The following is a 24,148-nucleotide window of genomic DNA, read 5'->3' as shown; positions in this document are numbered from 1 at the left end:
TCCGCAGGACACGGAAAGGAGAAGACGATGCCGAATCCGTCGATCAAGAACGAGAAGATGTACGAGGACCTGCGCGAGGACGGTGCCTCCAAGGAGAAGGCGGCCCGGATCTCCAACGCGGCTGCGAACGAGGGTAAGTCGCAGGTCGGGAAGAAGGGTGGCAAGTCCGGCTCCTACGACGACTGGACGGTCGACGACCTGAAGAAGCGTGCGAAGGAACTGGGCATGACCGGTTACTCCGACATGAAGAAGGACGAACTGATCGACGCACTGCGCAACCACTAGCCGCCCGGAACCCGAGTTCGCGCGCCGAAACGAGCTTCGCCCCTGTTGTGGGGGCGGCGAGGCTCGTTCAGGCGCGCGAACGTCGTCGTTCAGGCGTACGAACGTCGTTCGGGATCAGCCGAACTCGACACCCTGGGCGAGCGGCAGCTCCGTCGAGTAGTTGACGGTGTTCGTCGCCCGCCGCATGTACGCCTTCCACGCATCCGATCCGGATTCGCGCCCGCCGCCGGTGTGCTTCTCCCCGCCGAAGGCGCCGCCGATCTCGGCCCCCGAGGTGCCGATGTTGACATTCGCGATGCCGCAGTCGGATCGGGCGAGGAACAATTCGGCCTCGCGCTGGTCGAGGGTGAAGATCGACGACGAGAGTCCTTGCGGGACACCGTTGTGCAATGCGATCGCCTCGTCGAGGTCGTCGTAGTCGAGGACGTACAGGATCGGGGCGAAGGTCTCCTCGCGCACCACCTCGCTCTGTGCGGGCATCCGGACCAGCGCGGGGGAGACGTACACACCGCCACCCGCGACGTCCACTCGCTCACCGCCGACGACGAGTGTGCCTCCGTCGGTCTGCGCGCGGTCGAGCGCCGCGGTCATCGCCTCGTAGGACCGTTCGGAGATGAGCGGACCCACGAGCACACCCTCGTCGAGCGGATTCCCCACTCGCAGATGCGAGTACGCCTTCGCGATCCGCTCGACGACTTCGTCGGCGATCGATCGGTGCACGATCAGCCGGCGCAGGCTGGTGCAGCGCTGGCCCGCCGTGCCGGCCGCGGCGAACACGACGCCCCGGACGGCGAGGTCCTGATCGGCGGACGGAGCGACGATCGCCGCGTTGTTGCCGCCGAGTTCGAGCAGGCAGCGACCGAACCTCGCCGCGACCCGCGGCCCGACGATCCGCCCCATCCGGGTGGAGCCGGTCGCACTCACCAGGGCGATACGGGGATCGTCGACGAGCGCCTCACCCACCCTGTGGTCGCCGAGGAGCAGGTGATGGAGACCGCCGGGGGCGCCGACGTCGGCGGCGGCGCGGCGCAGCAGCGCGTCGCAGGCGAGGGCGGTGAGCGGGGTGGTCTCCGACGGTTTCCACACCACCGGGTCGCCGCACACCAGCGCGATCGCGGTGTTCCACGACCACACCGCCACGGGAAAGTTGAACGCGGAGATCACGCCCACCACGCCGAGCGGATGCCAGATCTCCATGAGCCGGTGTCCGGGCCGCTCGGACGGCATCGTCCGCCCGTAGAGCTGTCGCGACAGACCGACGGCGAACTCACAGACGTCGATCATCTCCTGCACCTCGCCCGCGGCCTCCGACGGGATCTTCCCCGCCTCCAGGGTGACGAGCTCGGCGAGATGCCGCTTGTGCTCGACGAGCAGTTCGCCGAGCCGTCGCACCACGCGGCCGCGCACCGGGGCGGGGACGTGGCGCCACTGCTCGAAGGCCCGTACCGCCGCGGTGATCGTCGCATCGACCTCGGTGGCCGAGTGGACGGGTACGTGCCCGAGCACGCTGCCGTCGATCGGGCTGGTCACCGCGAGTGCCGCGTCATCGGGCAGGGCGTCGACACCGCACTGCCTCAGAGCGGTCGCCGCGCGGTCGGCGAGATCGGTGGTCGCATTCATCGGTGAGCTCCTTTGCTGCTCGGATACCCTGCGCTGGTGCCCGAATCCTCGAGAAACGACTCGTCGAAGGAGTCGCTGGACGACATCGATCGGATGTTGCTGCGCGAACTGGTCGCCGACGGTCGCGCGACGCTCGCGGCGCTCGCCGAGAAGGCGGGACTGTCCGTCTCGGCCGTGCAGTCGCGGGTGCGCCGACTCGAGGCGCGCAGCGTGATCCGCGGATACAGTGCGCGCGTCGATCCCGAAGCGCTCGGGCTGATGTTGTCGGCGTTCGTGGCGATCACCCCTCTCGACCCGTCGCAACCCGACGACGCACCGGCCCGCCTCCGGCACATCTCCGCGATCGAATCGTGTCACTCGGTGGCGGGCGACGAAAGCTACATTCTCCTCGTGCGTGTCGAGTCTCCTCGCGCTCTCGAGCGGTTGCTGCAGGAGATCCGGGCGACCGCCGATGTCGCCACCCGCAGCACCGTCGTTCTGCAAACATTTTACGAACGATAGGCTCCTGCGCCGTAAGTGTTGCTGTGATACCGGGTTTCTCCCGTTGATTCTCGCGTACGGTAGGGTTATGAGCACTGCATTCCGAAACCCGGACGGTGCCGAGAACCTCGCCCCCGACCGGGTACACGGCATCCTCGGCCGGCACATGCTCGCCGACGGTTTCGGCCTCGTCCTCGATCTCGACCGTTCCCGCGGAGTCCGCCTCGTCGACGCCCGGGACGGAACCACGTGGCTCGACATGTTCGGGTTCTTCGCGTCGTCCACGCTCGGAATGAATCATCCTGCACTGACCGATCCGGAGGCAGCGCACGAACTCGGCGCCGTCGCGGCGAACAAGCCCAGCAACTCCGACATCTACACCGTGCCCATGACGCGCTTCGTCGAGACCTTCGTGCGCGTCCTCGGCGACCCGGCGCTCCCGCACCTGTTCTTCGTCGACGGCGGCGGGCTCGCCGTGGAGAACGCGCTCAAGGTCGCGTTCGACTGGAAGAGCCGTCTCAACGAATCCCGCGGTCTGCCCGCCCACCTGGGCGGATCGGTACTGCACCTGACCGAGGCCTTCCACGGCCGCACCGGATACACGCTGTCGCTGACCAACACCGATCCGGTCAAGACCGACCGGTTCCCCAAGTTCGACTGGCCGCGGATCGACGCGCCCTATCTCGCAGACGGACGCGACGTCGCCGTGGCCGAGGAGAAGGCCCTCGAGCAGGCCCGCCGAGCCTTCGCCGAACGTCCCCACGACATCGCGTGCTTCATCGCCGAACCAATCCAGGGCGAAGGCGGCGACCACCACTTCCGTCCCGAGTTCTTCCGGGCGATCGCGCAGTTGTGCCGCGAGAACGACGCTCTGCTGATCTTCGACGAGGTGCAGACCGGCGCCGGCACGACCGGCACCGCGTGGGCCTACCAGCAGCTCGGCGTCACCCCCGACATCGTCGCCTTCGGCAAGAAGACGCAGGTGTGCGGGATCATGGCCGGCGAACGCATCGACGAGGTGCCCGACAACGTGTTCACCGTGAGCTCGCGGATCAACTCGACGTGGGGCGGCAACCTCACCGACATGGTGCGGGCCCGCCGCATCCTCGAGGTCGTCGAGCACGACCGGCTGATCGACCGTGCACGGTTGAGTGGGGCGCACCTGCTGTCGGGGTTGCAGCAGCTCGCCGCGCGACGACCGGTCGTCACCGAGCCGCGCGGACGCGGACTGATGTGCGCCGTCGACCTCCCGACTCCGGAGATCCGCGACGAGGTGCTGCGACGGCTGTACCGCGACGAGCACGTCCTCGTGATCGGGACGGGCACGCGCGGCATCCGCTTCCGGCCGCCGCTGATCGTCACCACCCACGAGCTCGACGAGGCCCTCGACGCGCTCGACAGGGTGACCTCGCAGTACGAATGACGGGGCGGGTCCCCCTGTTCGGGGCCGCACGGCGGTAGCTTGTCGGATATGGCCGATGCACTGGACGAGACCGTGACCGGCGGCGAGTCCTTCGCGATTCCGTCGCTCGCCAACCTGAGGGACATCGGCGGTTGCCGTAGTTCGTTCGGCGGCGTGGTCCGCACCGGGGTGGTCTTCCGCTCCACCGACCTCAGCCGCCTGACCGACACCGACCTCGAGACCCTCGATGCCCTGAGTATTGCGACGGTCTTCGACCTGCGCACGCTCGAGGAGCAGCAGGCCCGTCCCGATCGCGTCCCCCACGGCGCCCGGCACCTCGGCCTCGACGTCCTCGCTGATCGTGAAGGCGGATCGATCGCGGCGGCGCTGCCGCAACTCGTGTCGAATCCGGAGTTGGTGTCGCAGATACTCGGGGACGGTCGCGCCACCGACTACCTACGTCAGAGCTACCGCGATTTCGTCACTCTTCCGAGCGCAGTGGCATCGTACCGGACCCTGGCCGACACCGTCGCGCACGGCGACGTTCCGGGGCTCGTGCACTGCAGTGCCGGCAAGGACCGCACCGGGTGGGCGGCGGCGTCGCTGCTCCTGTTCGCCGGCGCCGACCAGGAGGCCGTGTTCACCGACTATCTCCGCACCAACGACGAACTGCTCCCGCACTTCGACGACTTCTTCGCCCGGTTCGCATCGCTCGGCGGTGACCCGGATCTGCTCACGCCCCTGCTCGGGGTGCGCCGCGAGTACCTCGAGGTGGCGATCGACGAGGCGCTGTCACGCTACGGAACCATCGAGCAGTACTTCGCCGCCGGACTCGGTCTCGACGACGACACCCTGCAGGCCCTGCGGACCCGGCTCGTCGATCCGGACGCGACCGCCTGACCGTCACCTCGGCGCCGGCGTGCTCAGGGTCGGCACGGGGACCGGACCGTAGCGTCGCCACCGCGGTCCGGGTGCGTAGGAGCGCAGCTCGTCGACTCGGCGTGCGACAGCGTCGGGATCGGCGAGTTCGGCGCGAGCGTCGGGGTCGCGGAGATAGTGGTCGAGCACGGCGTCGAGGAGTTCGGGTGCGATCTCGAACCGGCGCCGGTCGATGCGGGCAGTGTGCCCGGGGCGGCGCCGGGATGAGGGACGTAGGTCGCCGTCCTTGCGATCGTCGATGATCCGCCACGGCAATGGAACCCGCGAACTCGTGGTGGCGCCACGCGCCGGTCGAGCGACGACCACGACGTAGAGCGGGTCGGCCAGTACTCCGGACGTCGATGCTTCCCAGGGGATCCAGGTGTCCGTGGCGTGATCACTGAAGCGGATTCCCTCGGCGGAGAGTGCGATGTAACCGGGGCGCAGTGTGTGTCGGACGATGAAGAAGCAGTAGCCGACCTGCCATGAGCAGGCGAGGACGGTGAGAACGATGTCCTCACGCAGTCGCTGTTCGTCGGGCTCGCCGGTCAGCCAGATGAGACCGAGGAGCATGAGCGTGAATGCTCCGATCTGGACGAAAGCGATCCGGAACACCCAGGACGATTGCCGCAGAGCCAGCGCCGGTGCCGTGGAGTCGGTCTCCGCCGTGATGTGGTCCGCCTTCGTGCGAGGGCTGTACATGAAGTACCCGAGCACCGGATACATGAGAATCGTGGCGCTCAGAGCCAGGATCACTGACGAACCCCTGGGCAACTCGAGGGGAAGCCCTTGCACTGCCTGCTCGATCAGCACTCCCACGACGAATAGCAAGAAGAGAAGACCGACGATTCCGGTCCCGAGAATGACGACATCGGCACGCGAGTCGCCGTAGGTGCGGAGATCGTAGTCGTCAGAGGATGGCATCGAGTGTTCCTCGTCCCAGACGTGCCAATCCTCCGATGGAGGCACCGGCGAGTTCCTTGGTTGCGCTTGCAGCACTTCCGAGTTCGGACAACCCTGCAGTGAATGCCCCGCCGAACGATTTCGCGCTCGACTCGTAGAGGTTGTCGACCGCACCGGACGTGAAGATTCCGGCAACTGTGCCTGCCCCGGCGCCGAGCACGGCACCGAGGGCAGTACCCGCACCCGGAAGAATCGACCCGATAGCGCTCCCCACCGCCGCGCCGGTTGCTATCGAGGCTCCGAGGCCGAGTCCGTTGGAGACCACGGCTTGCTCGAGGGACTCACCACCAGCGAAATAGTCGAGCCCGACACCGGCGACGAGACCTATGGTCCCCGCGGCCCGGCCGGCTGTCCGGGACATCGATGCCATGTCGTCGAGGCGACCGGTGGTCGTCACCAGATCGTCGAGTGGTTTCCGCGCAGAACCGAACGTACGTCGTAGCTCGTCGTACGGTGTGTCCGGCGAAAGCGAGAGAAATCGCTCCATCTCACGGATCGCCTCGGTCCGGAGTTGTTGCTGCACGGCGAGGAGGCCCGCGATCTTGCCCTGCAGGTTCTTGTCGACGTAGTCGAGCGCGGTGCTCCCGAGGAAGGACGCTGACCACGGATGTCCCGTCCAGGTGTTCACGGCGCCGGCAATCGCCACCGACCAGCGAGCGTGCACCGCCTCGGCGACGTCATTGGCCTCCTGATATGCCGAGGCCCTTCGGAAAGCGACTTCGTCGTCACCCGGGGGAGGATCACCGATCGTGTTGCCCACGACCGGCAGTCCCGCGGCCGCGGCGCGAGCCCGGATGCCGGCCATGTCGGACAGGGCACGCGACAGTTCGCCCGCCAGGCCCGCGAAGACATCGGCGGTCCTCGATGTCCGCTCGTGGAAATCGTCGACGGCGTGGACGTGTTCGCTCGACCTGTCGAGGTAGGTCTCGGAAGCGTCGCCCTCCCAGGCGTCGTCGGCGATGCGACGCGCCCGGGCTGCGGCGTCGGCGACGTTCCCGATCGTGGTGCCCAGCGTCGTGCGGATCCAGTCCTCGACCCGTCGGATATCGGTGGGGTTGCCGGCGATGAAGGTGTCGATCGGCACGGTCACTCCGACCAGGTCCGGACGAGCGCGGCGGCGGCCTCGTCGTCGGCTTCCCGGTACGTCTGCGCTGTGGTCGTCAGCAGGCCACCCGTTCCGCCGAGCACCTCGACCGTGCCGGCGAGGTCGGTGACGATCTGCGCAAGCATGCCGGTGAGTGGGCCGGTCGCAAGACCCGCGTCCACGCTCGTGGGGCAGGTGCCGACGAGATCCGCGGTATCCGCGGCCGCACCCGTGTAGACGCCCGCGGCCCGATCGAGTTCGTCGGGGTCGACGTACAGGCTCATCGCGCGTCCCCGTCCGCCGGGCGTCTGCGTTCCGATTCGGGTATCGGGACGTCGAGCAGCAGAGAGTCCCACGGCTGTGCCTCACGCAGTCGCGGGAGCACGTGCGTGGGCAGCACCAGCCAGGGTTGCCCGGCGCCGCAACAGGAGTGGAGACGGTCGAGCGCCGTGTAGGCGAGCAGCGCGATGCGGCCGTCGCCGAGATACCGATAGTCGACGACGGCGTCGGCCGGATCCGGGACCGCGTCCGCGCACGGTAGATAGAGATACGGCGGAAGCACCGTCGGTAGTGCGTCCGCGACCTGTTCCTGCGACATTCGTTCCCCCGTGAGCAGCCTGTCCGATCCCCCGTCGGACTGTCGGCGCGGAGGAGGCTACCAGCGGCAGGTCTTGTGACGAATCACGGGTTGCTGCTTACGGTCTCGATCGCGTGCGGGAACGCGAGCCGATGGCGGCCGCGACGGCGAGGCCGATCGCGACGCCGGCGAGATCGGCGCACCAGTCCCAGAACGACCCGGAGCGCCGGACCGCGACGGTGGCCTGGAGGATCTCCGTCAGCACGCCGTAGAGACCCAGCCACACCACGGTGACGACGGGGGAGATCCGTGCGTAGCGGGAACACAGCGCGAGGGCCACGAACATCAACGCGTGCGTGACCTTGTCGGCATGGGGAGGACCGCTCGGCACGGTACCGCCGGGAGAGAGCAGCATCGCGGTGATGACGACGACCGCGAGGATCAGGGGCAGAGCGCGGTGCCGGAGGAGCGTGGACGGCACGGTTCAGGCGTTCTTCTTCTCACCACGGTGGGTGTCGGCGTCGTCGGTGCTGTGCCCGTCCCGGTCGCGACCGGCGAACAGGACGATGCCCACGGCGGGGATCAGGAGGAAGAACAGCCACGTGTCGAAGGTGAAGAACAGCACGAGCGCGACCAGCGGCGTCAGGCCCATCACGACCTCGCGCCACCGCTCGGGATCCTTCTTCGGGATGATCACCGGAAGGTCGTCCCGGGTCGTGGCCGAGCTATCGGTGAGGTGGGCGGGCAGGTCGGTGAACAGCACGTCGAGATCACCGCGCGTCCCGGCCGCCGACGCCTTCGCGCTGCGTTCGTCGAATTCCGACAGTGTCAGCCGGCCGAGCGCGAAGTGTTCGCCGAGCAGGTCGAGCGCCTCACTGCGTTCGGCGTTGCCGATCCGGATGTCGGGGTGTTCGGGCATGCCGGTCACCCTAACCTGTGGCGTCGGAGCGGCGACAGACACGGGCATCTCCCGGGATGCTGTGATTTCCGCGACAGCAGAAAGGGCGGCCGGGCACCGGACGGTCAGGACGGGCCGCGTCCTTCACCGAGCAGCCGGTAGGCACGGCGACCCGCGACGAACAACACCCCGAAGGCGATGAGCAGCGCGATCGGATGCCGGAGGACGACGATCACGAGCAACGCGACGAGCACGAACGGCACCAGGGTGAGCAGTTGTTCCGCGAGATCGCGGGGTCCGGGGGAGGGGGCCACCACGGCCGGCGCCGAAGGCAGATCGGCGAAGAGGGGAACCAGATCGCCGCGCACTGTGGCCTGCGTCGCGAGCGCGACCCGCTCGTCGAACTCCGCCAGGCCGAGGCGCCCCGCGGCGAAGTGCTCACCGAGCAGCGCTACGGCTTCCTCACGCTCGGCGGTGCCGATGCGGATCTCGGGACGGTCGGCCATGTCTCCAGGCTAATAGCTTTCACGCGCGGAAGCCGGACCGTGACGCCGGATGACACCCGGATACAGCGACGGTCCCCCGCATCGTGAGCGATGCGGGGGACCGTCGGGGATCTGCTGTGTTACTCGATCGCCGTATTACTTGATCTCGGTGAGGACGGTGCCCTGGGTGACCGCGGCACCCGGCTCGACCGCGAGGCCGGTGACGACGCCCGCCTTGTGGGCGTTGACCGGGTTCTCCATCTTCATGGCCTCGAGCACGGCGATGAGTTCGCCCTCGGCGACCTCCTGGCCTTCGGCGACCGCGACCTTGACGACGGTGCCCTGCATGGGGGCGGTCACCGCATCGCCCGACGCCTTGCCGGCGCCGCCGCCGCCGCGCTTGCGGGGCTTCGGCTTCTTGCGGATCACGCCGGCGCCGCCGCCGTTACCGCCGAGCGAGAACTGGCCGGGCAGCGACACCTCGACGCGGCGTCCGCCGACCTCGACGACGACGTTCTGACGCGGCAGTGCCTCGTCCTCGTCCTCGATCGGGGCACCACCGGTGTACGGCTCGATGGTGTTGTCCCACTCGTTCTCGATCCACTTGGTGTAGACGTCGAACTTCTCGCCGTCGCCGACGAAGGCCGGGTTCTCGACGATGTGGCGGTGGAACGGGATGACCGTGGCCAGACCGTCGACCTCGAACTCCGCCAGCGCGCGGGCGGCGCGCTGCAGCGCCTGCTCGCGGGTCTCACCGGTGACGATCAGCTTGGCGAGCATCGAGTCGAACTGGCCGCCGATGACGTCGCCCTGGACGACACCCGAGTCGACGCGCACACCGGGGCCCGTGGGCTCCTTGTAGACGGTGATCGGGCCGGGGGCGGGAAGGAAGCCGCGACCGGCGTCCTCACCGTTGATGCGGAACTCGAAGCTGTGGCCGCGCGGGGTCGGGTCCTCGGTGAGCTCGAGCTTCTCACCGTTGGCGATGCGGAACTGCTGACGCACGAGGTCGATGCCGGCGGTCTCCTCGGTGACCGGGTGCTCGACCTGCAGGCGGGTGTTGACCTCGAGGAAGGACACGGTGTCGCCCTGCACGAGGTACTCGACCGTGCCGGCGCCGTAGTAACCGGCCTCGCGGCAGATGGCCTTGGCGGAGTCGTGGATGCGCTTGCGCTGCTCGTCGGTCAGGAACGGCGCGGGAGCCTCCTCGACCAGCTTCTGGAAGCGGCGCTGCAGCGAGCAGTCGCGAGTGCCGGCAACGATGACGTTGCCGTGCTGGTCGGCGATGACCTGGGCTTCGACGTGGCGGGCCTTGTCGAGGTACTGCTCGACGAAGCACTCACCGCGGCCGAAGGCGGCGACGGCCTCACGGGTGGCCGACTCGAACAGCTCGGGGATCTCCTCGATGGTCTGCGCGACCTTCATGCCGCGTCCGCCACCACCGAAGGCGGCCTTGATCGCGACGGGCACGCCGTACTTCTTCGCGAACTCGACGACCTCGTCGGCGTTCTTCACCGGGTCCTTGGTGCCGGCCGCCATCGGGGCCTTGGCGCGCTCGGCGATGTGGCGGGCGGTGACCTTGTCGCCGAGGTCGCGGATGGACTGGGGCGAGGGGCCGATCCAGATGAGGCCGGCGTCGATCACGGCCTGCGCGAAGTCGGCGTTCTCGGAGAGGAAGCCGTAGCCGGGGTGGATGGCGTCGGCGCCGGACTTGGCCGCGGCGTCGAGGATCTTGTCGAACACCAGGTAGGACTCGGCGGAGGTGGTGCCGCCCAGTGCGAACGCCTCGTCGGCGAGCTTCACGAACTGTGCGTCTGCGTCCGGTTCGGCGTAGACGGCGACACTGCCGTAGCCCGCGTCCTTGGCGGCTCGGATGACCCGCACAGCGATCTCGCCGCGGTTCGCGACGAGCACCTTCGTGATCTGCGCGCTGGCATGACTGGGCACGGAGCCTCCTGTTGATCGATCGTTAGGTTATTTCCGTCGACGGGCAGTCTAAGCGCCAATCGGATCGACGACGTAACCGGATGGCCCCTATACATTACGGCGGGCCTTCGAGCATCCGATGCTACTCACCGGTAGGTGGGACCGTCACCGTTTCCGGCTGCGCGATCCACGGCCCGCCGACCGCGACCTCGTGCATCAGCTCGCGGGAGCGTGCGATGAGGCGGGGGACGTTCTCGCCCGCGACCGTGTTGTCGGGGAATCGCGCCGACATGTTCACGCCCTCGGGGGTGCGATTGATCCAGATGTACACGTCGTGCGTGAAGCTGCGGCTGCGCAGGGCCCGGGCGTTCCATTCGGGCCACTGTGCTGCCATGGGAACGAACCGCACGTCCATGTAGGACACGACGAACCGGGGGCGGATGGGGACGCCGAGGAGTTCGCCCACCCGCACGAACGGCACTCGCGCACTCGCCCGGGTGCGGTGCAGTTCGTCGCCGGCGCGCATCGCCAGGACGTCGAAATCCGTTGTGCCCGTAAGGTTCAGGTCGATCGGTCGAAGGCCGACGAACCAGCCGAGCGAACCCGCCCAGATCGGACCGGCGCGGGTGTGCGCGGGCGCGACGGTCCGGAACCGCTCGGCGCCGGTGATCTCGGCCGTCGCCCGGCCGAAACACGCCAGCACGCCGGCGAAGAAACCCGTCCCCGCACGGCGGCAGCACGCGGAGAAGGCACTCGCCTCGTCGTCGTCGAACCAGCGCTCGGACAGTCGCTGCTGGGGTGTGGCGTGCGATGGTCGCGCGCCGATCGGCAGGGGGAAGGCGGGTGGTTCGCCTCCGCATTCGGTCAGGGTGCGCCGCCAGATCTGCACCGCCTCGTGATGGTCGTCCAGCTGTGCGGACTCGTCCCGTTCGGCGGCACCGAAATCGATGTAGCTCCCCACCGGGAACAGGTCGGCCGCGCGACCGGTGCGCTCCTCCTCGTAGAGCGCCGAGATCTCGTGCGCGACGAGTACCACGGAGTACCCGTCGATGATGGAGTGGTCGGCGCCGAAGAAGACCGTGAACCGCTCATCGGTGTCCTTCGCGCCCCCCGTGTCGCCGACATCCCCGTCCGGCGTCCGCTCGAGCGTCGCGAAGACGTAGGACGGCCACAGATGCGGCGTCGTGTAGTCGTCGAACAGGCCGAGCAGGTGGTCGCGGATCGTGTCCGGATCGGCGGGATCGTGCCGGATGGGACGCACCGACACCCTGCCCGGCGGTGCGGTGCGCCGCACCAGGTCGTTCCCGCTCTGCTCCCCCGCGAGGTGGGCGTGGCTGCGCAGCGGTTCGTGCCGGTCGATCCAGCGTTGCAGGGCCCGCCGGAACCGTTCGGTGTCGAGCGGCCCGGCGACTTCGAAGGCCGTGCCGAGCCAGGAGTCGCGGCCGCCGCCGTACCGGATCCCCGAAGTGCGCCTCAGATGCGCCTCGTGGATGTACGAGGCGGGACGGGGATCCTCGCGCCAGTCGTCCTCGGCCGCGCAGGGCAGCCATTCGGTCAGAACGCCGGGAGGGATCCGGTAGTCGGCGAGCTCGGTGAACTCCATGACCGCGTCAGGTTCGGAGGTGCCGCTTGATGCGCGTGAGCATCGCGCTCATCCCTCGCAACCGCAGCGGGCTGACGGCCTCGGCGAGCCCGAGCGAGGCGTAGAAATCGTCGGGCACGTCGAGGATCTCCTGCGCGCTGAGACCGTCGAGTCCCTGGTGCAGGATCGAGGCGAATCCGCGCGTGGTCGGCGCCTCGGGGGGTGCGCTGAAGTGGAGCTTCACCTGCGACCGGTCGGATGCGTCGACGGACAGGAACAGCGGCGACTGGCACTCGGGCACCGGCTCCATCGCCGCTTCCTCGAGTTCGGCGGGAAGCGGCGGGAGCTCGCGGCTGAATTCGAGAAGCAACTGCAGCTTGTCCTGACCTTCGACGGCAGCGAAGTCGTCGACGATCTCGGCGAGGGGGGCGGGGATGCTCATGCGGCCGGCGCTTCTCCGGGCTCGTCGCCCTTGGCGATGGGCACGCGGACCGCGTTGCCCCACTCGGTCCACGAACCGTCGTAGTTGCGCACGTTCGAGTACCCGAGCAGGTGGGTGAGGACGAACCACGTGTGGCTCGACCGCTCGCCGATCCGGCAGTAGGCGATCACGTCGGCGTCCTTCGCGATGTCGCCGTAGATCTCGTCGAGCTCGGCCCGGGCGCGGAACCGGCCGTCGGGCGCCGCGGCCTTCGCCCACGGGATCGACACCGCGGTGGGGATGTGACCGCCGCGCAGGGCGCCCTCCTCCGGGTAGTCGGGCATGTGGGTGCGCTCACCGGTGTACTCCTGCGGCGACCGCACGTCGACCAGCGGACCCGTGCCCAGGTGGGCGAGGACGTCGTCCTTGAATGCGCGGATCCGGGCGTCGTTGCGCTCGACGACCGGGTAGCCGCTCGTCGTGGCGGACGGGATGTCGAGGGTGGTGTCGCGGTTCTCGGAGATCCATGCGTCGCGGCCACCGTCGAGGAGGCGGACGTCCTCGTGACCGAAGAGGGTGAAGACCCACAGCGCGTAGGCGGCCCACCAGTTGGACTTGTCGCCGTAGATGATCACGGTGTCGGTGCGACGGATGCCCTTGCGGTCCATGAGCGCGGCGAACTGCTCGCCGTCGATGTAGTCGCGGGTGACGGGATCGTTGAGATCGAGATGCCAGTCGATCTTCACCGCACCGGGGATGTGCCCCACGTCGTAGAGCAGGACATCCTCGTCGGACTCTACGACCTTCACTTCGGGATGGCCGAGATGAGCGGACAACCACTCCGTCGACACGAGACGGCCGGGATCCGCATATGCGGCGAACGAAGGGTTGCTATCGGGTGCGACGGGCACATGGGCTCCTGAGGCTGTGGTGGCAGGTGCGCCGTCGATTCTAGGCGGTACCGTGACGGGACGTGACCCGCAGCAACCCTCACGCCGGGCGGCCGGCCCGCGCCGAACTCGCATCGCGGGACCACATCGACCTGCTGGTCCGCCGGTTCTACGAACGCGCACTCGCCGATCCCGTGCTCGCACCGGTCTTCGATGTTCTCGCCGTGGTCGGACTCGACGACCATCTGGTGGTCGTGGGCGACTTCTGGGAGCAGATTCTCTTCCGCACGACCCGTTATCGCGGCGCGTTCGTGCCGGTGCACCGGGCGCTGCACGGGCACCACGGACTGACCCCCGCCCGATTCGAGCGGTGGTTGCAGTTGTGGTGCGAGACCGTGGACGAGACGTTCGACGGAGTGGACGCGGACCGCGCGAAGGCCAAGGCCGGGGCGATGGTGACCTCGCTGCAGAAATCCCTGTACGGCGGCGCGACCCGATAGGGCCGGACACGGCCTAGTTCTCGAGCGACTCCAAGGGGATGGCAGCATTCTCGGCCCACAACCGCGCCACGGAGATACCGACCTCGGCGAGCAGGCGCCGCACCAGCGGGAGTCCGATGCCGATGACCGACGACGGATCGCCCTCGATGCGCTCGACGAACCAGCCACCGTGACCGTCGAGCGTGAAGGCGCCGGCCACTTCGAGCGGCTCACCGCTGTCGAGATACGCCTCGAGCTCCTCGTCGGTGGGGGTGCCGAAGTGTACGACGGTGCCGCTGTGGTCGGCGACCTCGGCGACGACCTCGTCGTCCCGGACGCGGAGCACGGCATGACCCGTGAGCAGCTCGCCGCTGCGACCGGCGATCGTCCGCCAGCGCTCCCGGGCCGCCTCGACGGTGCCGGGCTTGCCCTGCAGGTCGTCGTCGATCAGAAGCATCGAGTCGCAGCCGATGACGACGGCGTCCCGCAGACCCTGCTCGCGCAGGACCGGCAGGATGTCGGTGGCCTTGGCGCGGGCCAGCTCGGTGACCACCTGCGCCGGCGGCGTGCCGGGGCCGAGGGACGCGATGAGCGCGTCCTCGTCGACCTCCGACACCTGCACCAACGGCTTCACGCCCGCCGCGTGGAGAACCGCGAGGCGGGCGGGTGAAGCCGAGGCCAGAACGAGCCGGGGCACGTCAGCCGCGGTTCGGGTAGGAATACGGCGAGAACGGCGCCCACCGGCGGTGCATCCGGGTCGGATCCCCCCAGGTCTCGGGCGGCCGGGTGTCGCTCACGTCCTCGCCGGCCGACGCAGCGGCAGCGGCGAGCACGGCGACGAGAGCCGCGATCTCCTCGTCGGTCGGATTGCCCTTGACGATGCGGAGGGCGGCCGCGGTCTCGGCGACCGCGGGGCTCTCCGGAGCGGCTTCTCCCGCTCCGTCGTCGGGCGTGGCCTCGACCGTGGGCGACTGCTCGTCGACTTCGAACTCGGTGATGATCTTGTCCTCTGTCGTCGCTGTCACAGGGCACCCCCCGGATACGCGTCCGCACGGGCATCGGATGCCCACCGGGTCGCTGTCATGTCGATCCCTCTCTCGGGTTCATCGCACGTCGTCGGCGACGTGCTACGCCGTGCAGGTCGCGGCAGGACCGGGGTGCGCCCGGTCCTGCCGCAGAGCGTCACAGCGGAATGTTTCCATGCTTCTTCGGCGGGAGCGAAACCATCTTCCGCTCGAGCAGGCGCAGCGCGGAGACGATCTGGCCGCGCGTGTGCGAGGGCGGGATCACCGCGTCGACGTAGCCGCGCTCGGCTGCGACGTACGGGTTCACCAGGGTGTCCTCGTACTCGTTCTGCAGCTCGAGGCGCAGCGCGTCGACGTCCTCACCGTTCTTCGCGGCCTCGAGCAGGCGCTTGCGGTAGACGAAGCCGACGGCGCCGGAGGCGCCCATGACGGCGATCTGCGCGGTCGGCCACGCGAGGTTGACGTCGGCACCCATGTGCTTGGAACCCATGACGTCGTAGGCGCCGCCGTAGGCCTTGCGGGTGATGACCGTGATCTTGCCGACGGTCGCCTCGCCGTAGGCGTAGAGCAGCTTGGCGCCGCGGCGGATGATGCCGTTGTACTCCTGCTCGGTGCCGGGCAGGAAGCCGGGCACGTCGACGAGCGTGATGATCGGCACGTTGAACGCGTCGCAGGTGCGGACGAAGCGCGCGGCCTTCTCGGACGCGTCGATGTCGAGGCAGCCGGCGAACTGTGTGGGCTGGTTGGCGACGATGCCGACGCTGCGGCCGTCGACGCGGCCGAAGCCGACGATGATGTTCTTCGCGCGCTCGGCCTGCACCTCGAGGAACTCGTCGTCGTCGAGCAGGCGACGGATGACCTCGTGCATGTCGTACGGCTGGTTCGGCGAATCCGGGATGAGCGTGTCGAGCTCGATGTCCTCCGCGGTGAGGGAGTCCTCGATCGACCCGACGATCGGGTCGGTCGGCGCGAGACGCGGCGCGGCGGCCTGGTTGTTGCTCGGCAGGTAGGACAGCAGATCCTTGACGTAGTCCAGGGCGTCCTGCTCGCCGTCGGCGACGTAGTGCGCGACACCCGACTTGACCATGTGGGTGTGGGCGCCGCCGAGGTCCTCCATCGTGACGTCCTCGCCGGTGACGGTCTTGATGACGTCGGGGCCGGTGACGAACATCTGGCTGGTCTGGTCGACCATCACGACGAAGTCGGTGAGTGCGGGGGAGTAGACGTGACCACCGGCGGCGGGGCCCATGATCAGCGAGATCTGCGGGATGACACCGGAGGCCTGCACGTTGCGATGGAAGATCTCACCGTAGAGGCCGAGGGAGACGACACCCTCCTGGATGCGCGCGCCGGCACCCTCGTTGATGCCGATCAGCGGACGGCCGGTCCTGATGGCCAGGTCCATGACCTTGACGATCTTCTCGCCGTAGACCTCGCCGAGGCTACCGCCGAAGACCGTCGCGTCCTGCGAGAAGACGCACACGTCGCGGCCGTCGATGGTGCCGTAGCCGGTGACGACACCGTCGCCGAGCGGACGGTTGTCGGCCAGGCCGAAGTTGGTGCTGCGGTGGCGAGCGAGGGCGTCGAGCTCGACGAACGATCCTTCGTCGAGAAGCGCCTGGATGCGCTCGCGAGCAGTCAGCTTGCCCTTGGCGTGAACCTTCTCGACTGCGGCCTCACCGACCGGGATCCGAGCCTGGGCTTGACGGTTGCGCAGGTCGGCCAGCTTGCCGGCGGTGGTGTGGATATCGGGCGTACTCGCCGCCTCGGGCGCGGACGGCTCCTGGACAGTGGTCATGGCACGTCAGCTTAGCGATCGTCATACAAGGCCGTTGCATCGAGGTCCCGAAGGCCGGGCACCGCGCCGGACCTACCGGCGGGTAGGTGGCGAAGGTCCACTTTAGGCTGTGTACATGGCATCCGACCGTCCCACGACCGATCTTCCCGCCCTCCGCACACCGCTCGACGAGGCGGCGCTACGCGATGTTCTCGTCGGCGCCGAGCGTGAAGGCTTCTACACCCGTCTCGACGTCGTCGCCGACACGGCTTCGACCAACGCGGATCTGCTCGCCGTCGCCGCGACCGGCGACGACCGCCGGGTGCTCCTCGCCGAGTTCCAGCACGGGGGCCGGGGCCGCCACTCGCGCAGCTGGAACGGGGTGCCCGGCGCGCAGATCATCGTCTCGATCCTGCTGCGCCTGCCCGAGTGCCCGCTGCAGAACCTCGGATGGCTCCCGCTGCTGTGCGGCGTCGCCACGGTCGACGCCGTGCGATCGGTCACCGGCGTCGAGGCGAAATTGAAGTGGCCCAACGACGTTCTGGTCGACGGACGCAAGCTCGCCGGCATCCTCGTGGAGGTCGCCACCACCTCGCCGGTGCCCACGGTGGTCGCCGGGATCGGCATCAACGCCACCCTCGGGCGCGACGAACTGCCTGTGCCCACCGCCACCTCTCTGTTGCTCGAGGATGCCGCCGAACTCGATCGCACCCCGCTCGCGCAGGCGCTGCTGGCGGGTTTCGGTGAGCGGATCCGGGCATGGGCCCGCGCGGGATGGGACACCGCCGATCTGGCCGCGGCGTACCGCGAACGGTGCAGCACGATCGGGCAACGCGTCCGTGCGATCCTGCCCGGCGACACCGAGCTGCACGGCGTCGCCACCGACGTCGACGACCAGGGGCGCATCGTGATCCGCCCCGACGGTGGGGGAGATACCGTGGCGGTCGCTGCGGGCGACATCACACATCTGCGCCCGGTCTGATCGCCGGGCGACCGCTCGCATCGGCACGGCACCGGCATATGCCATCGTGAGCGGTATGGGATATCCGGAGGACGCCCTTGCACCCGAGGAAGAGTTGCTGCTGCATCGGCATCCGCACTGGAAGGCGCTCGTGCTGCCGACGGTGATCTTCCTCGCGTCCACGATGATCGCCGGATTCCTGCTGGGCACGATCCAGGCGCGCCTCGACGGTGCGGCCGCGACCGTGTGCGCCGTCGCCGTGGCCGTCGCATGGATCGGCATCGTCGGCCGGCTGTGCGTCCCCCGTTTCGTCGGGTGGCTGACGACGCATTTCATCGTCACCGACCGGCGCGTCCTCGTCCGCACCGGCGTCCTCACCCACACCGGTATCGACATCCCGATGGGCCGGATCAGCAACGTCCAGTTCCGGCACGGTCTCGTCGACCGGATACTGCGGACCGGCACGCTCGTCGTCGTCTCCGCGGCCGACGATCCCATCGAGTTCGACGACATCCCCGACGTGCAGCAGGTGCACGCCCTGCTCTACCGGCAGGCCTTCGACGCTCAGGAGTCGCGCCCCGACGACCGTCACACCACTCGCTACCGGCGCGACGAACACGAGCACCGGAAGGCCTGGTGACGGCGAGTGGAGCGACCGCCGACACAACCCGCTCGTAATCCCGACAAAGCGAACCCCGATCCGTAGGCTGGCGTGGTGACTGCCGTTCTACTCGCCGAAGACGACGACGCCATCGCTGCACCGCTGTCCCGCGCGCTGGGACGCGAAGGGTACGACGTGACCGTCGAGGACAACGGTCCGGCCGCGCTCGAACAGGCACTGTCGGGCAGGTTCGAACTGCTCATCCTCGATCTCGGTCTCCCCGGAATGGACGGACTCGAGGTGTGCCGCCAGATCCGGGCGAGCCGCTCCGATCTCGCCGTCCTCATGCTCACCGCCCGCACCGACGAAGTGGACTTCGTCGTCGGTCTCGATGCCGGTGCCGACGACTACGTCGGCAAACCCTTCCGCCTCGCCGAACTCATGGCGCGTGTGCGCGCGCTGCTGCGTCGCCGTGGCGGTCCGGAGAACGACGACATCGTGGACGTCGCCGGGATCCGGCTCGAGCGCGCCGCGCGCCGCGTCCTCGTGGACGGCTCGGAAGTGACTCTCGCCAACAAGGAGTACGAGCTCCTGCGTGTGCTGCTCGAGCACGCGGGGCAGGTCGTCTCTCGCGACGCCATTCTCGAGGAGGTGTGGGGCGACGCCGATCTGCGCGGTTCGAAGACTCTCGACATGCACATGTCGTGGTTGCGCCGCAAGATCGGCGACGAGGGACCGGCCGGGGAACGTCGCATCGCCACGGTGCGCGGCGTCGGTTTCCGGCTGAACACCGACTAGCCTTTCCGGCGTGCGCAGCCGCATCCTCAACGCCGTCCTGGCGACCGTGCTGCTCGTCGCGTTGTTGCTCGGCGTCCCCCTGGCCTACACGGCCTTCCTGTTCGTCGAGGACACCGCCCGGCGCGACCTGCAGACTCGGCTCGAACGCATGGCCGACGAGATCATCGCCCAGGAGGGCACCGACGGATTCGTCGTCGGGGGGCTCGATACGAGTTCGCTGCGCCTGCTCGTTCCCACCGACGGACGGGCCGTCGTGGTGTATCCGACCCCCGAGAACGTCGCGGCACGCCTGGACATCGGCACGCCGGTGCTCGGGGCGTCGATCGTCGAGTCGTTGTCGATGGGCACGTCGGGCTCGCTGCTCATCGAGGTGCCCTCGGAGAGCATGCGCACCCTGCAGCAACAGGTGCTCGCCGCGGTGAGTCTGCTCGTGTTGCTGTCCGTCGCGGCCGGGGCGCTGGTCGCGGTGGCGACCGCCCGCCGACTCGCCGACCCGCTGCGCGACGTGGCGAACCGGGCGGCCCGCCTCGCCGAGGGAGATTTCCGCCCGGTGGCCCGGCGGCACGGCATTCCCGAGCTGGATCGCGTCTCGGACGTGCTGGACGCGGCCGCCGTCGAGATCTCGCACCGCCTGCAACGCGAGCACGCGCTCGTCGGCGACGTGTCGCATCAGCTCCGCTCCCGGATGACCGCGATCCGGCTGCGCCTGGACGAGTTGTCCACCCACGAGGATCCCGCCGTGGTGGAGGAGGCCGATGCGGCCATGGCCCAGGTGGACCGGTTGACCACCGCGATCGACGGGCTCGTGCGCCAGTCCCGCGACAGCAGCGCCGACCAGCGCACGGACGTCTCGGTGGTCGGCGAACTCACCGGGGTCATCGCCGACTGGCGTGGGCCCTACGAGGAGGCCGGACGGGAACTGGTGCTGCGCGGCGACCCGTCGTTGCGGGCGGCGGTGACCGGTTCGCGGTTGCGGGAGGCGGTCGCGGTGCTGGTCGACAACGCACTCGTGCACGGAGGCGGCACGTGCACGGTCTCGGTGCGGCACGTCGCGACCCGCGGCGAGGTCACGGTGTGCATCGAGGTCGCCGACGAGGGGGAGGGCGTCAGCGACGAGGTCGCCCCGTACGTCTTCGACCGCGGGTTCTCCGGGGGTGGTTCGACCGGGGTGGGCCTGGCGCTGGCGCGTGCCCTCGCGGAGGCGGACGGCGGCCGGCTCGAACTGCAGCGCCGCCGGCCCGCACTGTTCGCCCTGTTCCTCGGGGCACAGCGCGATCGGGACATGCGGCCGGCGAGCGGGACACGCGAACCTCGTTAGACCCGATCGGGCCGGTCGGGGATCAGGATCGGTCGAGCTGCCCGGTGTGCTCGTCGGCGGGGGTGTCCGGAACCATCTCCTCGGGAAAGACGAACTTCCGGAAGCAGTAGAACCGGAAGATCATCTGCAGCAGGTTGCCGATGATGTACGCGCTGACGAAGTCGGCGATGTTCTCCGTCGCGAGGCTCACCTCGGGAACACGCAGGTCGAAGACGTAACTCGAGATCCACAGCGGGATGAAGGACAGCACCACCCCGATCCCGCTGATGAAGAAGAACAGGAACGCCTCGTGGGCACGCTCGCGGCCACCGCGGTTACGGAAGGACCATTCGCGGTTGAGGATGTACGAGCAGATCACTGCGACCACGCCGGCGATGATCTTGGCGGTCACCGGCTTCTCGGCCAGGATCGTGAGCTTGAGCGTGTAGAAGATCGACGAGTCGATCACGAAGGTCGTACCGCCGACGATGGCGAACTTGATCAATTCGCGATGCCGGAGCAACAGCCCCCGCAAAGGCTGGGGAACTCTGCTCAACGCTTCATCGACGACGGCCACTTGGAGAAGTGTACGAAACGTGGAGGTGAATTTCCGAAACCCGACCGCACATGTCGGCATTCCCACACGCCTCCGTCGCTCGTCCGTGGTGCCCCGGGACGGCGTGACGACATGCTGTGACACCATGGACAGCCGTGACAGGCAGACCTGATTCGTCCCCCCGATCCGATACCCCCCGCACCCTGACGACCGGCATGCCCGTCGTCACGATGATCGGCGGAGGCCAGCTCGCGCGGATGACGCATCAGGCGGCCATCGCCCTCGGTCAGACGCTGCGCGTGCTCGCGGCCGGCCCGGACGAACCCGCCGCGCAGGTCAGCCCGAACGTGGTGATCGGCAGTCACGACGACCTCGACGCCCTCCGCCGCGCCGCGACCGGTGCGCACGCGCTCACCTTCGACCACGAAGGCGTTCCCACCGAGCACCTCGAGGTGCTCCAGCGCGAGGGTGTCGCGGTGCTGCCGCCCCCGCAGGCCTTGATCTACGCCCAGGACAAGATCGCGATGCGGAAGCGGCTCGGTGCGCTCGGCGCGCCGATGCCGAAGTTCGCGGAGATCACCTCGGTCGAGGACGCCCGCGCGGCCCTGGACACGCTCGGTGATCCGTACGTGCTCAAGGCCGCGCGCGGTGGTTACGACGGCCGCGGTGTGTGGATCCTCGACGATCACGCCGAACTCGACCGGGTCGTCGCCGAGCAGCTCGCCGCCGGCGTCCCGCTCCTCGCCGAGGAGAAGGTCGAGTGGACGCGGGAACTGTCGGCGATGGTCGCCCGGTCCCCGTTCGGTCAGGGTGCGTCGTGGCCGGTCGTCGAGACCGTCCAACGCGACGGTCAGTGCGCCGTCGTCATCGCACCTGCCCCGGATCTGGCCGAGGACGTCGCGACCGCCGCCGAGCAGCTCGCCCTGCGGATCGCGGGAGAGCTCGGTGTCGTCGGTGTCATGGCAGTCGAGCTGTTCGAGACCCGCTCCGGTGAGCTGGTCGTCAACGAACTCGCGATGCGTCCGCACAATTCCGGCCACTGGGGTATGGACGGTGCACGCACCGGCCAGTTCGAACAGCACCTGCGGGCCGTGCTCGACTATCCGCTCGGCGACACGAGCCCGATCGCCCCGGTGACGGTGATGGCGAACGTGCTCGGTGCGCCCGAGGCGCCGGCGATGAGCATGGACGAGCGTCTGCACCATCTGTTCGCCCGGATGCCCGACGTGCATGTGCACCTCTACGGCAAGGGGGAGCGCAAGGACCGCAAGATCGGCCACGTCAACGTGCTCGGCGCACCGTCCGGATCGATCGACGATCCCGAGTACGTCGCTGCGGTGCGTGAGCGCGCCGAACGCGCGGCGCACTGGCTGTCGCACGCGGTGTGGACCGACGGTTGGAACGAACACACGGGAGAAAACGGTGAATGACGCGGTGCAGGGTGCACAGGTCGGCCTGATCATGGGCAGCGACTCGGACTGGCCGACCATGCAGGCCGCAGCCGAGGCGCTCGTCGAGTTCGGGATCCGCTTCGAGGTGGGTGTCGTCTCGGCGCACCGCACGCCGCAGCGGATGCTCGACTACGCGAAGGACGCCGCCGGTCGCGGTATCAAGGTCGTCATCGCCGGTGCCGGCGGCGCCGCGCACCTGCCGGGCATGGTGGCCTCGGCGACCCCGCTGCCGGTGATCGGTGTGCCGGTACCGCTGAAGTACCTCGACGGTATGGATTCGCTCCTGTCGATCGTGCAGATGCCGGCCGGCGTTCCCGTCGCCACCGTTTCCATCGGCGGCGCCCGCAACGCGGGTCTGCTCGCCGCCCGCATCCTCGGCGCCTCCGATCCGGCGCTGCGCGAGCGGATGGAACGGTTCCAGGCGGGTCTCGAGCAGATGGTGCTCGAGAAGGACGAGGCATTGCGGCAGAAACTGCTCGGCTGACGGGCCGAAGGTGCCTCTGGTCGAGCGGTGGCACCGCTGGAGCCGGGACCATGTCGGGACGATCGACGCGTTCCTCGCCGCTGCGCTCGTACTCCTGAGCGTGGTCGGGACGCTCTCCGCAGACGAAGGACCGTGGGCGACCGGCGTGGCCGTCGCGATGACGGTGCCGCTGGCGTGGCGACGCACTCGTCCCCTCGTCGCCGGGGGGATCGTGGCGGCCGCCGCCTACCTACATCTGGCGATCCTCCCGGAAATGAACGCCGCGGCACCGTTCGCGGTACCGGCCGCGGTGTACGCCCTCGCCGCCTACGCTCCGCGGTGGGCGGCGAACACCGCGCTCGTGGTGTCGGTCGTCGGTGGCGCGATCGCCGGAGTGCGGTACTTCGACCAGTACGAGGGCCGCACACTGTTCGTGACGGTGACGTCCGCGCTGCTCGTCGCGATGTTCGTCGCGGGGGTATGGGCGTTCGGCCGGATGCGTGGTCTGCGCTTGCGTGAGATGGACGCACTGACCGAGCGCAATCGGCTCCTCGAACTCGAACGTCTCAAAGAAGCCGAACTCGCGGCCACTCAGGAACGCACCCGCATCGCCCGGGAGATGCACGACATCGTCGCGCACTCGCTCACCGCGATCATCGCGCAGGCCGACGGCGGGCGATACGCCGCGGCCGCGAACCCGCAGACCGCAGCCGACGTACTCGGCACGATCGCCGACACCGGTCGCCGCGCGCTCACGGATATGCGCTCACTGTTGTCGGTGCTGCGCGAGGACTCGCCACGCGAGTTCACCACCACTCCCGGTGTCGACGACGTGCCCGCGCTCGTCGAGCAGGTGCGCGCGAGCGGTCTCGAGGTCGCGCTGGTGGTCGACGGCCGGGCTCGCGAGGTATCGGAGGGATTCGGGCTGTCGGTCTACCGGATCGTGCAGGAGTCGCTCACCAACGTGCTCAAACATGCCGGTCCGCGCGCACGTGCCCGTGTCTGCCTCGAATGGCGCTCCGAGATGCTCGTCGTGGAGATCGTCGACGACGGCAGGGGAGCGGCCGCGCTCGTCGAAGCGCGGCCGGGTGGGCAGGGACTGACCGGGATCGAGGAGCGTGCGAGATTGCACGGCGGTCGCGCGGTCGCCGGCCCCTGGCAGGGCGGTGGCTATCGTGTCCGCGCAGAACTCCCCACATAGGGTGGCGG

General features: G+C 68.8%; 28 protein-coding genes. 12 read left to right on the top strand and 16 right to left on the bottom strand.

The window, feature by feature from the left end:
* The first annotated feature begins 27 nt into the window (after positions 1-27).
* A complete protein-coding gene (locus EQ874_RS07800; RefSeq protein ID WP_006550162.1) occupies positions 28-285 on the top strand; it encodes a Rho termination factor N-terminal domain-containing protein in 258 nt (85 codons plus the stop codon).
* Positions 286-399: 114 nt separating this feature from the next.
* Here EQ874_RS07800 and EQ874_RS07795 read toward each other — a convergent pair whose 3' ends face one another.
* Positions 400-1,905: an aldehyde dehydrogenase family protein gene (locus EQ874_RS07795; protein WP_129976433.1), complete on the bottom strand. Its 1,506-nt coding sequence runs from the start codon at positions 1,903-1,905 to the stop codon at positions 400-402.
* Positions 1,906-1,941: 36 nt separating this feature from the next.
* Between EQ874_RS07795 and EQ874_RS07790 the strand changes: the two genes are divergently transcribed.
* The 3 genes from EQ874_RS07790 to EQ874_RS07780 all read left to right on the top strand — a co-directional run bounded on the left by EQ874_RS07790 (position 1,942) and on the right by EQ874_RS07780 (position 4,687).
* On the top strand, positions 1,942-2,406 hold the full coding sequence (locus EQ874_RS07790; RefSeq protein WP_016934244.1) for an Lrp/AsnC family transcriptional regulator: 465 nt from the start codon (positions 1,942-1,944) through the stop codon (positions 2,404-2,406).
* Between the two features lie 67 nt (positions 2,407-2,473).
* On the top strand, positions 2,474-3,808 hold the full coding sequence (gene lat / locus EQ874_RS07785; protein ID WP_129976432.1) for an L-lysine 6-transaminase: 1,335 nt from the start codon (positions 2,474-2,476) through the stop codon (positions 3,806-3,808).
* Between the two features lie 48 nt (positions 3,809-3,856).
* The gene (locus tag EQ874_RS07780) at positions 3,857-4,687 is read left to right on the top strand and encodes a tyrosine-protein phosphatase (RefSeq protein ID WP_129976431.1); all 831 of its coding nucleotides are present in this window, start codon (positions 3,857-3,859) and stop codon (positions 4,685-4,687) included.
* Between the two features lie 3 nt (positions 4,688-4,690).
* Here EQ874_RS07780 and EQ874_RS07775 read toward each other — a convergent pair whose 3' ends face one another.
* The 11 genes from EQ874_RS07775 to EQ874_RS07725 form a co-directional block, all read right to left on the bottom strand.
* Positions 4,691-5,629: a hypothetical protein gene (locus EQ874_RS07775; RefSeq protein ID WP_129976430.1), complete on the bottom strand. Its 939-nt coding sequence runs from the start codon at positions 5,627-5,629 to the stop codon at positions 4,691-4,693.
* Positions 5,616-6,752, bottom strand: coding sequence for a hypothetical protein (locus tag EQ874_RS07770; protein ID WP_242496674.1), 1,137 nt, complete (start codon positions 6,750-6,752; stop codon positions 5,616-5,618). Before EQ874_RS07770 ends, EQ874_RS07775 begins: the two co-directional genes overlap by 14 nt.
* 2 nt (positions 6,753-6,754) lie before the next feature.
* Positions 6,755-7,036, bottom strand: coding sequence for a hypothetical protein (locus EQ874_RS07765; protein WP_129976428.1), 282 nt, complete (start codon positions 7,034-7,036; stop codon positions 6,755-6,757).
* Positions 7,033-7,350: an SAV_915 family protein gene (locus EQ874_RS07760; RefSeq protein WP_026003312.1), complete on the bottom strand. Its 318-nt coding sequence runs from the start codon at positions 7,348-7,350 to the stop codon at positions 7,033-7,035. Before EQ874_RS07760 ends, EQ874_RS07765 begins: the two co-directional genes overlap by 4 nt.
* Before the next feature lie 97 nt (positions 7,351-7,447).
* Positions 7,448-7,810, bottom strand: a complete 363-nt coding sequence (locus EQ874_RS07755; RefSeq protein ID WP_129976427.1) for a VanZ family protein — start codon at positions 7,808-7,810, stop codon at positions 7,448-7,450.
* Between the two features lie 3 nt (positions 7,811-7,813).
* Positions 7,814-8,248, bottom strand: coding sequence for a DUF1707 domain-containing protein (locus EQ874_RS07750; protein WP_064065330.1), 435 nt, complete (start codon positions 8,246-8,248; stop codon positions 7,814-7,816).
* A 104-nt stretch (positions 8,249-8,352) separates the two neighbouring features.
* Complete coding sequence (locus EQ874_RS07745; RefSeq protein WP_064065304.1) at positions 8,353-8,733, bottom strand: DUF1707 domain-containing protein; 381 nt, start codon at positions 8,731-8,733, stop codon at positions 8,353-8,355.
* A 135-nt stretch (positions 8,734-8,868) separates the two neighbouring features.
* Entirely contained in the window at positions 8,869-10,659 is a 1,791-nt protein-coding gene (locus EQ874_RS07740) for an acetyl/propionyl/methylcrotonyl-CoA carboxylase subunit alpha (RefSeq protein WP_064065303.1), read from the bottom strand.
* Between the two features lie 121 nt (positions 10,660-10,780).
* On the bottom strand, positions 10,781-12,241 hold the full coding sequence (locus EQ874_RS07735) for a condensation domain-containing protein (protein WP_129976426.1): 1,461 nt from the start codon (positions 12,239-12,241) through the stop codon (positions 10,781-10,783).
* Between the two features lie 7 nt (positions 12,242-12,248).
* Complete coding sequence (locus EQ874_RS07730) at positions 12,249-12,662, bottom strand: SufE family protein (protein ID WP_016933808.1); 414 nt, start codon at positions 12,660-12,662, stop codon at positions 12,249-12,251.
* Positions 12,659-13,552, bottom strand: a complete 894-nt coding sequence (locus EQ874_RS07725; RefSeq protein WP_064065301.1) for a sulfurtransferase — start codon at positions 13,550-13,552, stop codon at positions 12,659-12,661. The genes EQ874_RS07730 and EQ874_RS07725 overlap by 4 nt, the downstream gene beginning before the upstream one ends.
* Before the next feature lie 62 nt (positions 13,553-13,614).
* On the opposite strand from EQ874_RS07725, the gene EQ874_RS07720 reads away from it, so the two are divergent.
* Positions 13,615-14,031, top strand: a complete 417-nt coding sequence (locus EQ874_RS07720; RefSeq protein WP_129976425.1) for a group III truncated hemoglobin — start codon at positions 13,615-13,617, stop codon at positions 14,029-14,031.
* A gap of 13 nt (positions 14,032-14,044) precedes the next feature.
* Here EQ874_RS07720 and EQ874_RS07715 read toward each other — a convergent pair whose 3' ends face one another.
* The 3 genes from EQ874_RS07715 to EQ874_RS07705 form a co-directional block, all read right to left on the bottom strand.
* On the bottom strand, positions 14,045-14,707 hold the full coding sequence (locus tag EQ874_RS07715; protein WP_129976424.1) for a Maf family protein: 663 nt from the start codon (positions 14,705-14,707) through the stop codon (positions 14,045-14,047).
* 1 nt (position 14,708) lies between these two features.
* Positions 14,709-15,035, bottom strand: a complete 327-nt coding sequence (locus EQ874_RS07710; protein ID WP_064065298.1) for an acyl-CoA carboxylase subunit epsilon — start codon at positions 15,033-15,035, stop codon at positions 14,709-14,711.
* A 157-nt stretch (positions 15,036-15,192) separates the two neighbouring features.
* Positions 15,193-16,833, bottom strand: coding sequence for an acyl-CoA carboxylase subunit beta (locus EQ874_RS07705; RefSeq protein ID WP_016933803.1), 1,641 nt, complete (start codon positions 16,831-16,833; stop codon positions 15,193-15,195).
* A gap of 115 nt (positions 16,834-16,948) precedes the next feature.
* Between EQ874_RS07705 and EQ874_RS07700 the strand changes: the two genes are divergently transcribed.
* The 4 genes from EQ874_RS07700 (at position 16,949) to EQ874_RS07685 (ending at position 20,490) form a co-directional block, all read left to right on the top strand.
* On the top strand, positions 16,949-17,794 hold the full coding sequence (locus tag EQ874_RS07700; RefSeq protein WP_129976423.1) for a biotin--[acetyl-CoA-carboxylase] ligase: 846 nt from the start codon (positions 16,949-16,951) through the stop codon (positions 17,792-17,794).
* A 55-nt stretch (positions 17,795-17,849) separates the two neighbouring features.
* On the top strand, positions 17,850-18,413 hold the full coding sequence (locus tag EQ874_RS07695) for a PH domain-containing protein (RefSeq protein ID WP_064065296.1): 564 nt from the start codon (positions 17,850-17,852) through the stop codon (positions 18,411-18,413).
* 75 nt (positions 18,414-18,488) lie between these two features.
* Positions 18,489-19,172, top strand: a complete 684-nt coding sequence (locus EQ874_RS07690) for a response regulator transcription factor (protein ID WP_024101522.1) — start codon at positions 18,489-18,491, stop codon at positions 19,170-19,172.
* A 10-nt stretch (positions 19,173-19,182) separates the two neighbouring features.
* Positions 19,183-20,490, top strand: coding sequence for a HAMP domain-containing sensor histidine kinase (locus EQ874_RS07685; protein WP_129976422.1), 1,308 nt, complete (start codon positions 19,183-19,185; stop codon positions 20,488-20,490).
* 22 nt (positions 20,491-20,512) lie between these two features.
* Here EQ874_RS07685 and EQ874_RS07680 read toward each other — a convergent pair whose 3' ends face one another.
* Positions 20,513-21,046, bottom strand: coding sequence for a GtrA family protein (locus EQ874_RS07680; protein WP_064065294.1), 534 nt, complete (start codon positions 21,044-21,046; stop codon positions 20,513-20,515).
* A gap of 134 nt (positions 21,047-21,180) precedes the next feature.
* Here EQ874_RS07680 and EQ874_RS07675 point away from each other — a divergent pair, with 134 nt between their 5' ends.
* Genes EQ874_RS07675 through EQ874_RS07665 form a run of 3 tightly spaced genes read left to right on the top strand, consistent with a single transcriptional unit; the run spans position 21,181 to position 24,140 of the window.
* Entirely contained in the window at positions 21,181-22,455 is a 1,275-nt protein-coding gene (locus EQ874_RS07675) for a 5-(carboxyamino)imidazole ribonucleotide synthase (RefSeq protein ID WP_129976421.1), read from the top strand.
* Positions 22,448-22,960 (top strand): 5-(carboxyamino)imidazole ribonucleotide mutase, encoded by a 513-nt coding sequence (gene purE / locus EQ874_RS07670; RefSeq protein WP_016935202.1) that lies wholly within the window; start codon positions 22,448-22,450, stop codon positions 22,958-22,960. Before EQ874_RS07675 ends, purE begins: the two co-directional genes overlap by 8 nt.
* Before the next feature lie 10 nt (positions 22,961-22,970).
* Positions 22,971-24,140 (top strand): histidine kinase, encoded by a 1,170-nt coding sequence (locus EQ874_RS07665; RefSeq protein WP_129976420.1) that lies wholly within the window; start codon positions 22,971-22,973, stop codon positions 24,138-24,140.
* Positions 24,141-24,148 lie beyond the last annotated feature (8 nt).

The organism is Rhodococcus sp. Q1 (assembly GCF_004153645.1).
GTDB lineage: Bacteria > Actinomycetota > Actinomycetes > Mycobacteriales > Mycobacteriaceae > Rhodococcus > Rhodococcus gordoniae.
This window is presented reverse-complemented; position numbering and strand designations above follow the sequence as displayed.

Excerpts from the sequence above, each read along its gene's own strand:
- EQ874_RS07745 (WP_064065304.1), bottom strand. The coding sequence starts at position 8,733 with ATGGCCGACCGTCCCGAGATCCGCATCGGCACCGCCGAGCGTGAGGAA.
- EQ874_RS07800 (WP_006550162.1), top strand. The coding sequence starts at position 28 with ATGCCGAATCCGTCGATCAAGAACGAGAAGATGTACGAGGACCTGCGC.
- EQ874_RS07705 (WP_016933803.1), bottom strand. The coding sequence starts at position 16,833 with ATGACCACTGTCCAGGAGCCGTCCGCGCCCGAGGCGGCGAGTACGCCC.
- EQ874_RS07765 (WP_129976428.1), bottom strand. The coding sequence starts at position 7,036 with ATGAGCCTGTACGTCGACCCCGACGAACTCGATCGGGCCGCGGGCGTC.
- lat (WP_129976432.1), top strand. The coding sequence starts at position 2,474 with ATGAGCACTGCATTCCGAAACCCGGACGGTGCCGAGAACCTCGCCCCC.
- EQ874_RS07700 (WP_129976423.1), top strand. The coding sequence starts at position 16,949 with ATGGCATCCGACCGTCCCACGACCGATCTTCCCGCCCTCCGCACACCG.
- EQ874_RS07735 (WP_129976426.1), bottom strand. The coding sequence starts at position 12,241 with ATGGAGTTCACCGAGCTCGCCGACTACCGGATCCCTCCCGGCGTTCTG.
- EQ874_RS07775 (WP_129976430.1), bottom strand. The coding sequence starts at position 5,629 with ATGCCATCCTCTGACGACTACGATCTCCGCACCTACGGCGACTCGCGT.
- EQ874_RS07695 (WP_064065296.1), top strand. The coding sequence starts at position 17,850 with ATGGGATATCCGGAGGACGCCCTTGCACCCGAGGAAGAGTTGCTGCTG.
- EQ874_RS07780 (WP_129976431.1), top strand. The coding sequence starts at position 3,857 with ATGGCCGATGCACTGGACGAGACCGTGACCGGCGGCGAGTCCTTCGCG.
- EQ874_RS07760 (WP_026003312.1), bottom strand. The coding sequence starts at position 7,350 with ATGTCGCAGGAACAGGTCGCGGACGCACTACCGACGGTGCTTCCGCCG.
- EQ874_RS07730 (WP_016933808.1), bottom strand. The coding sequence starts at position 12,662 with ATGAGCATCCCCGCCCCCCTCGCCGAGATCGTCGACGACTTCGCTGCC.
- EQ874_RS07795 (WP_129976433.1), bottom strand. The coding sequence starts at position 1,905 with ATGAATGCGACCACCGATCTCGCCGACCGCGCGGCGACCGCTCTGAGG.
- EQ874_RS07750 (WP_064065330.1), bottom strand. The coding sequence starts at position 8,248 with ATGCCCGAACACCCCGACATCCGGATCGGCAACGCCGAACGCAGTGAG.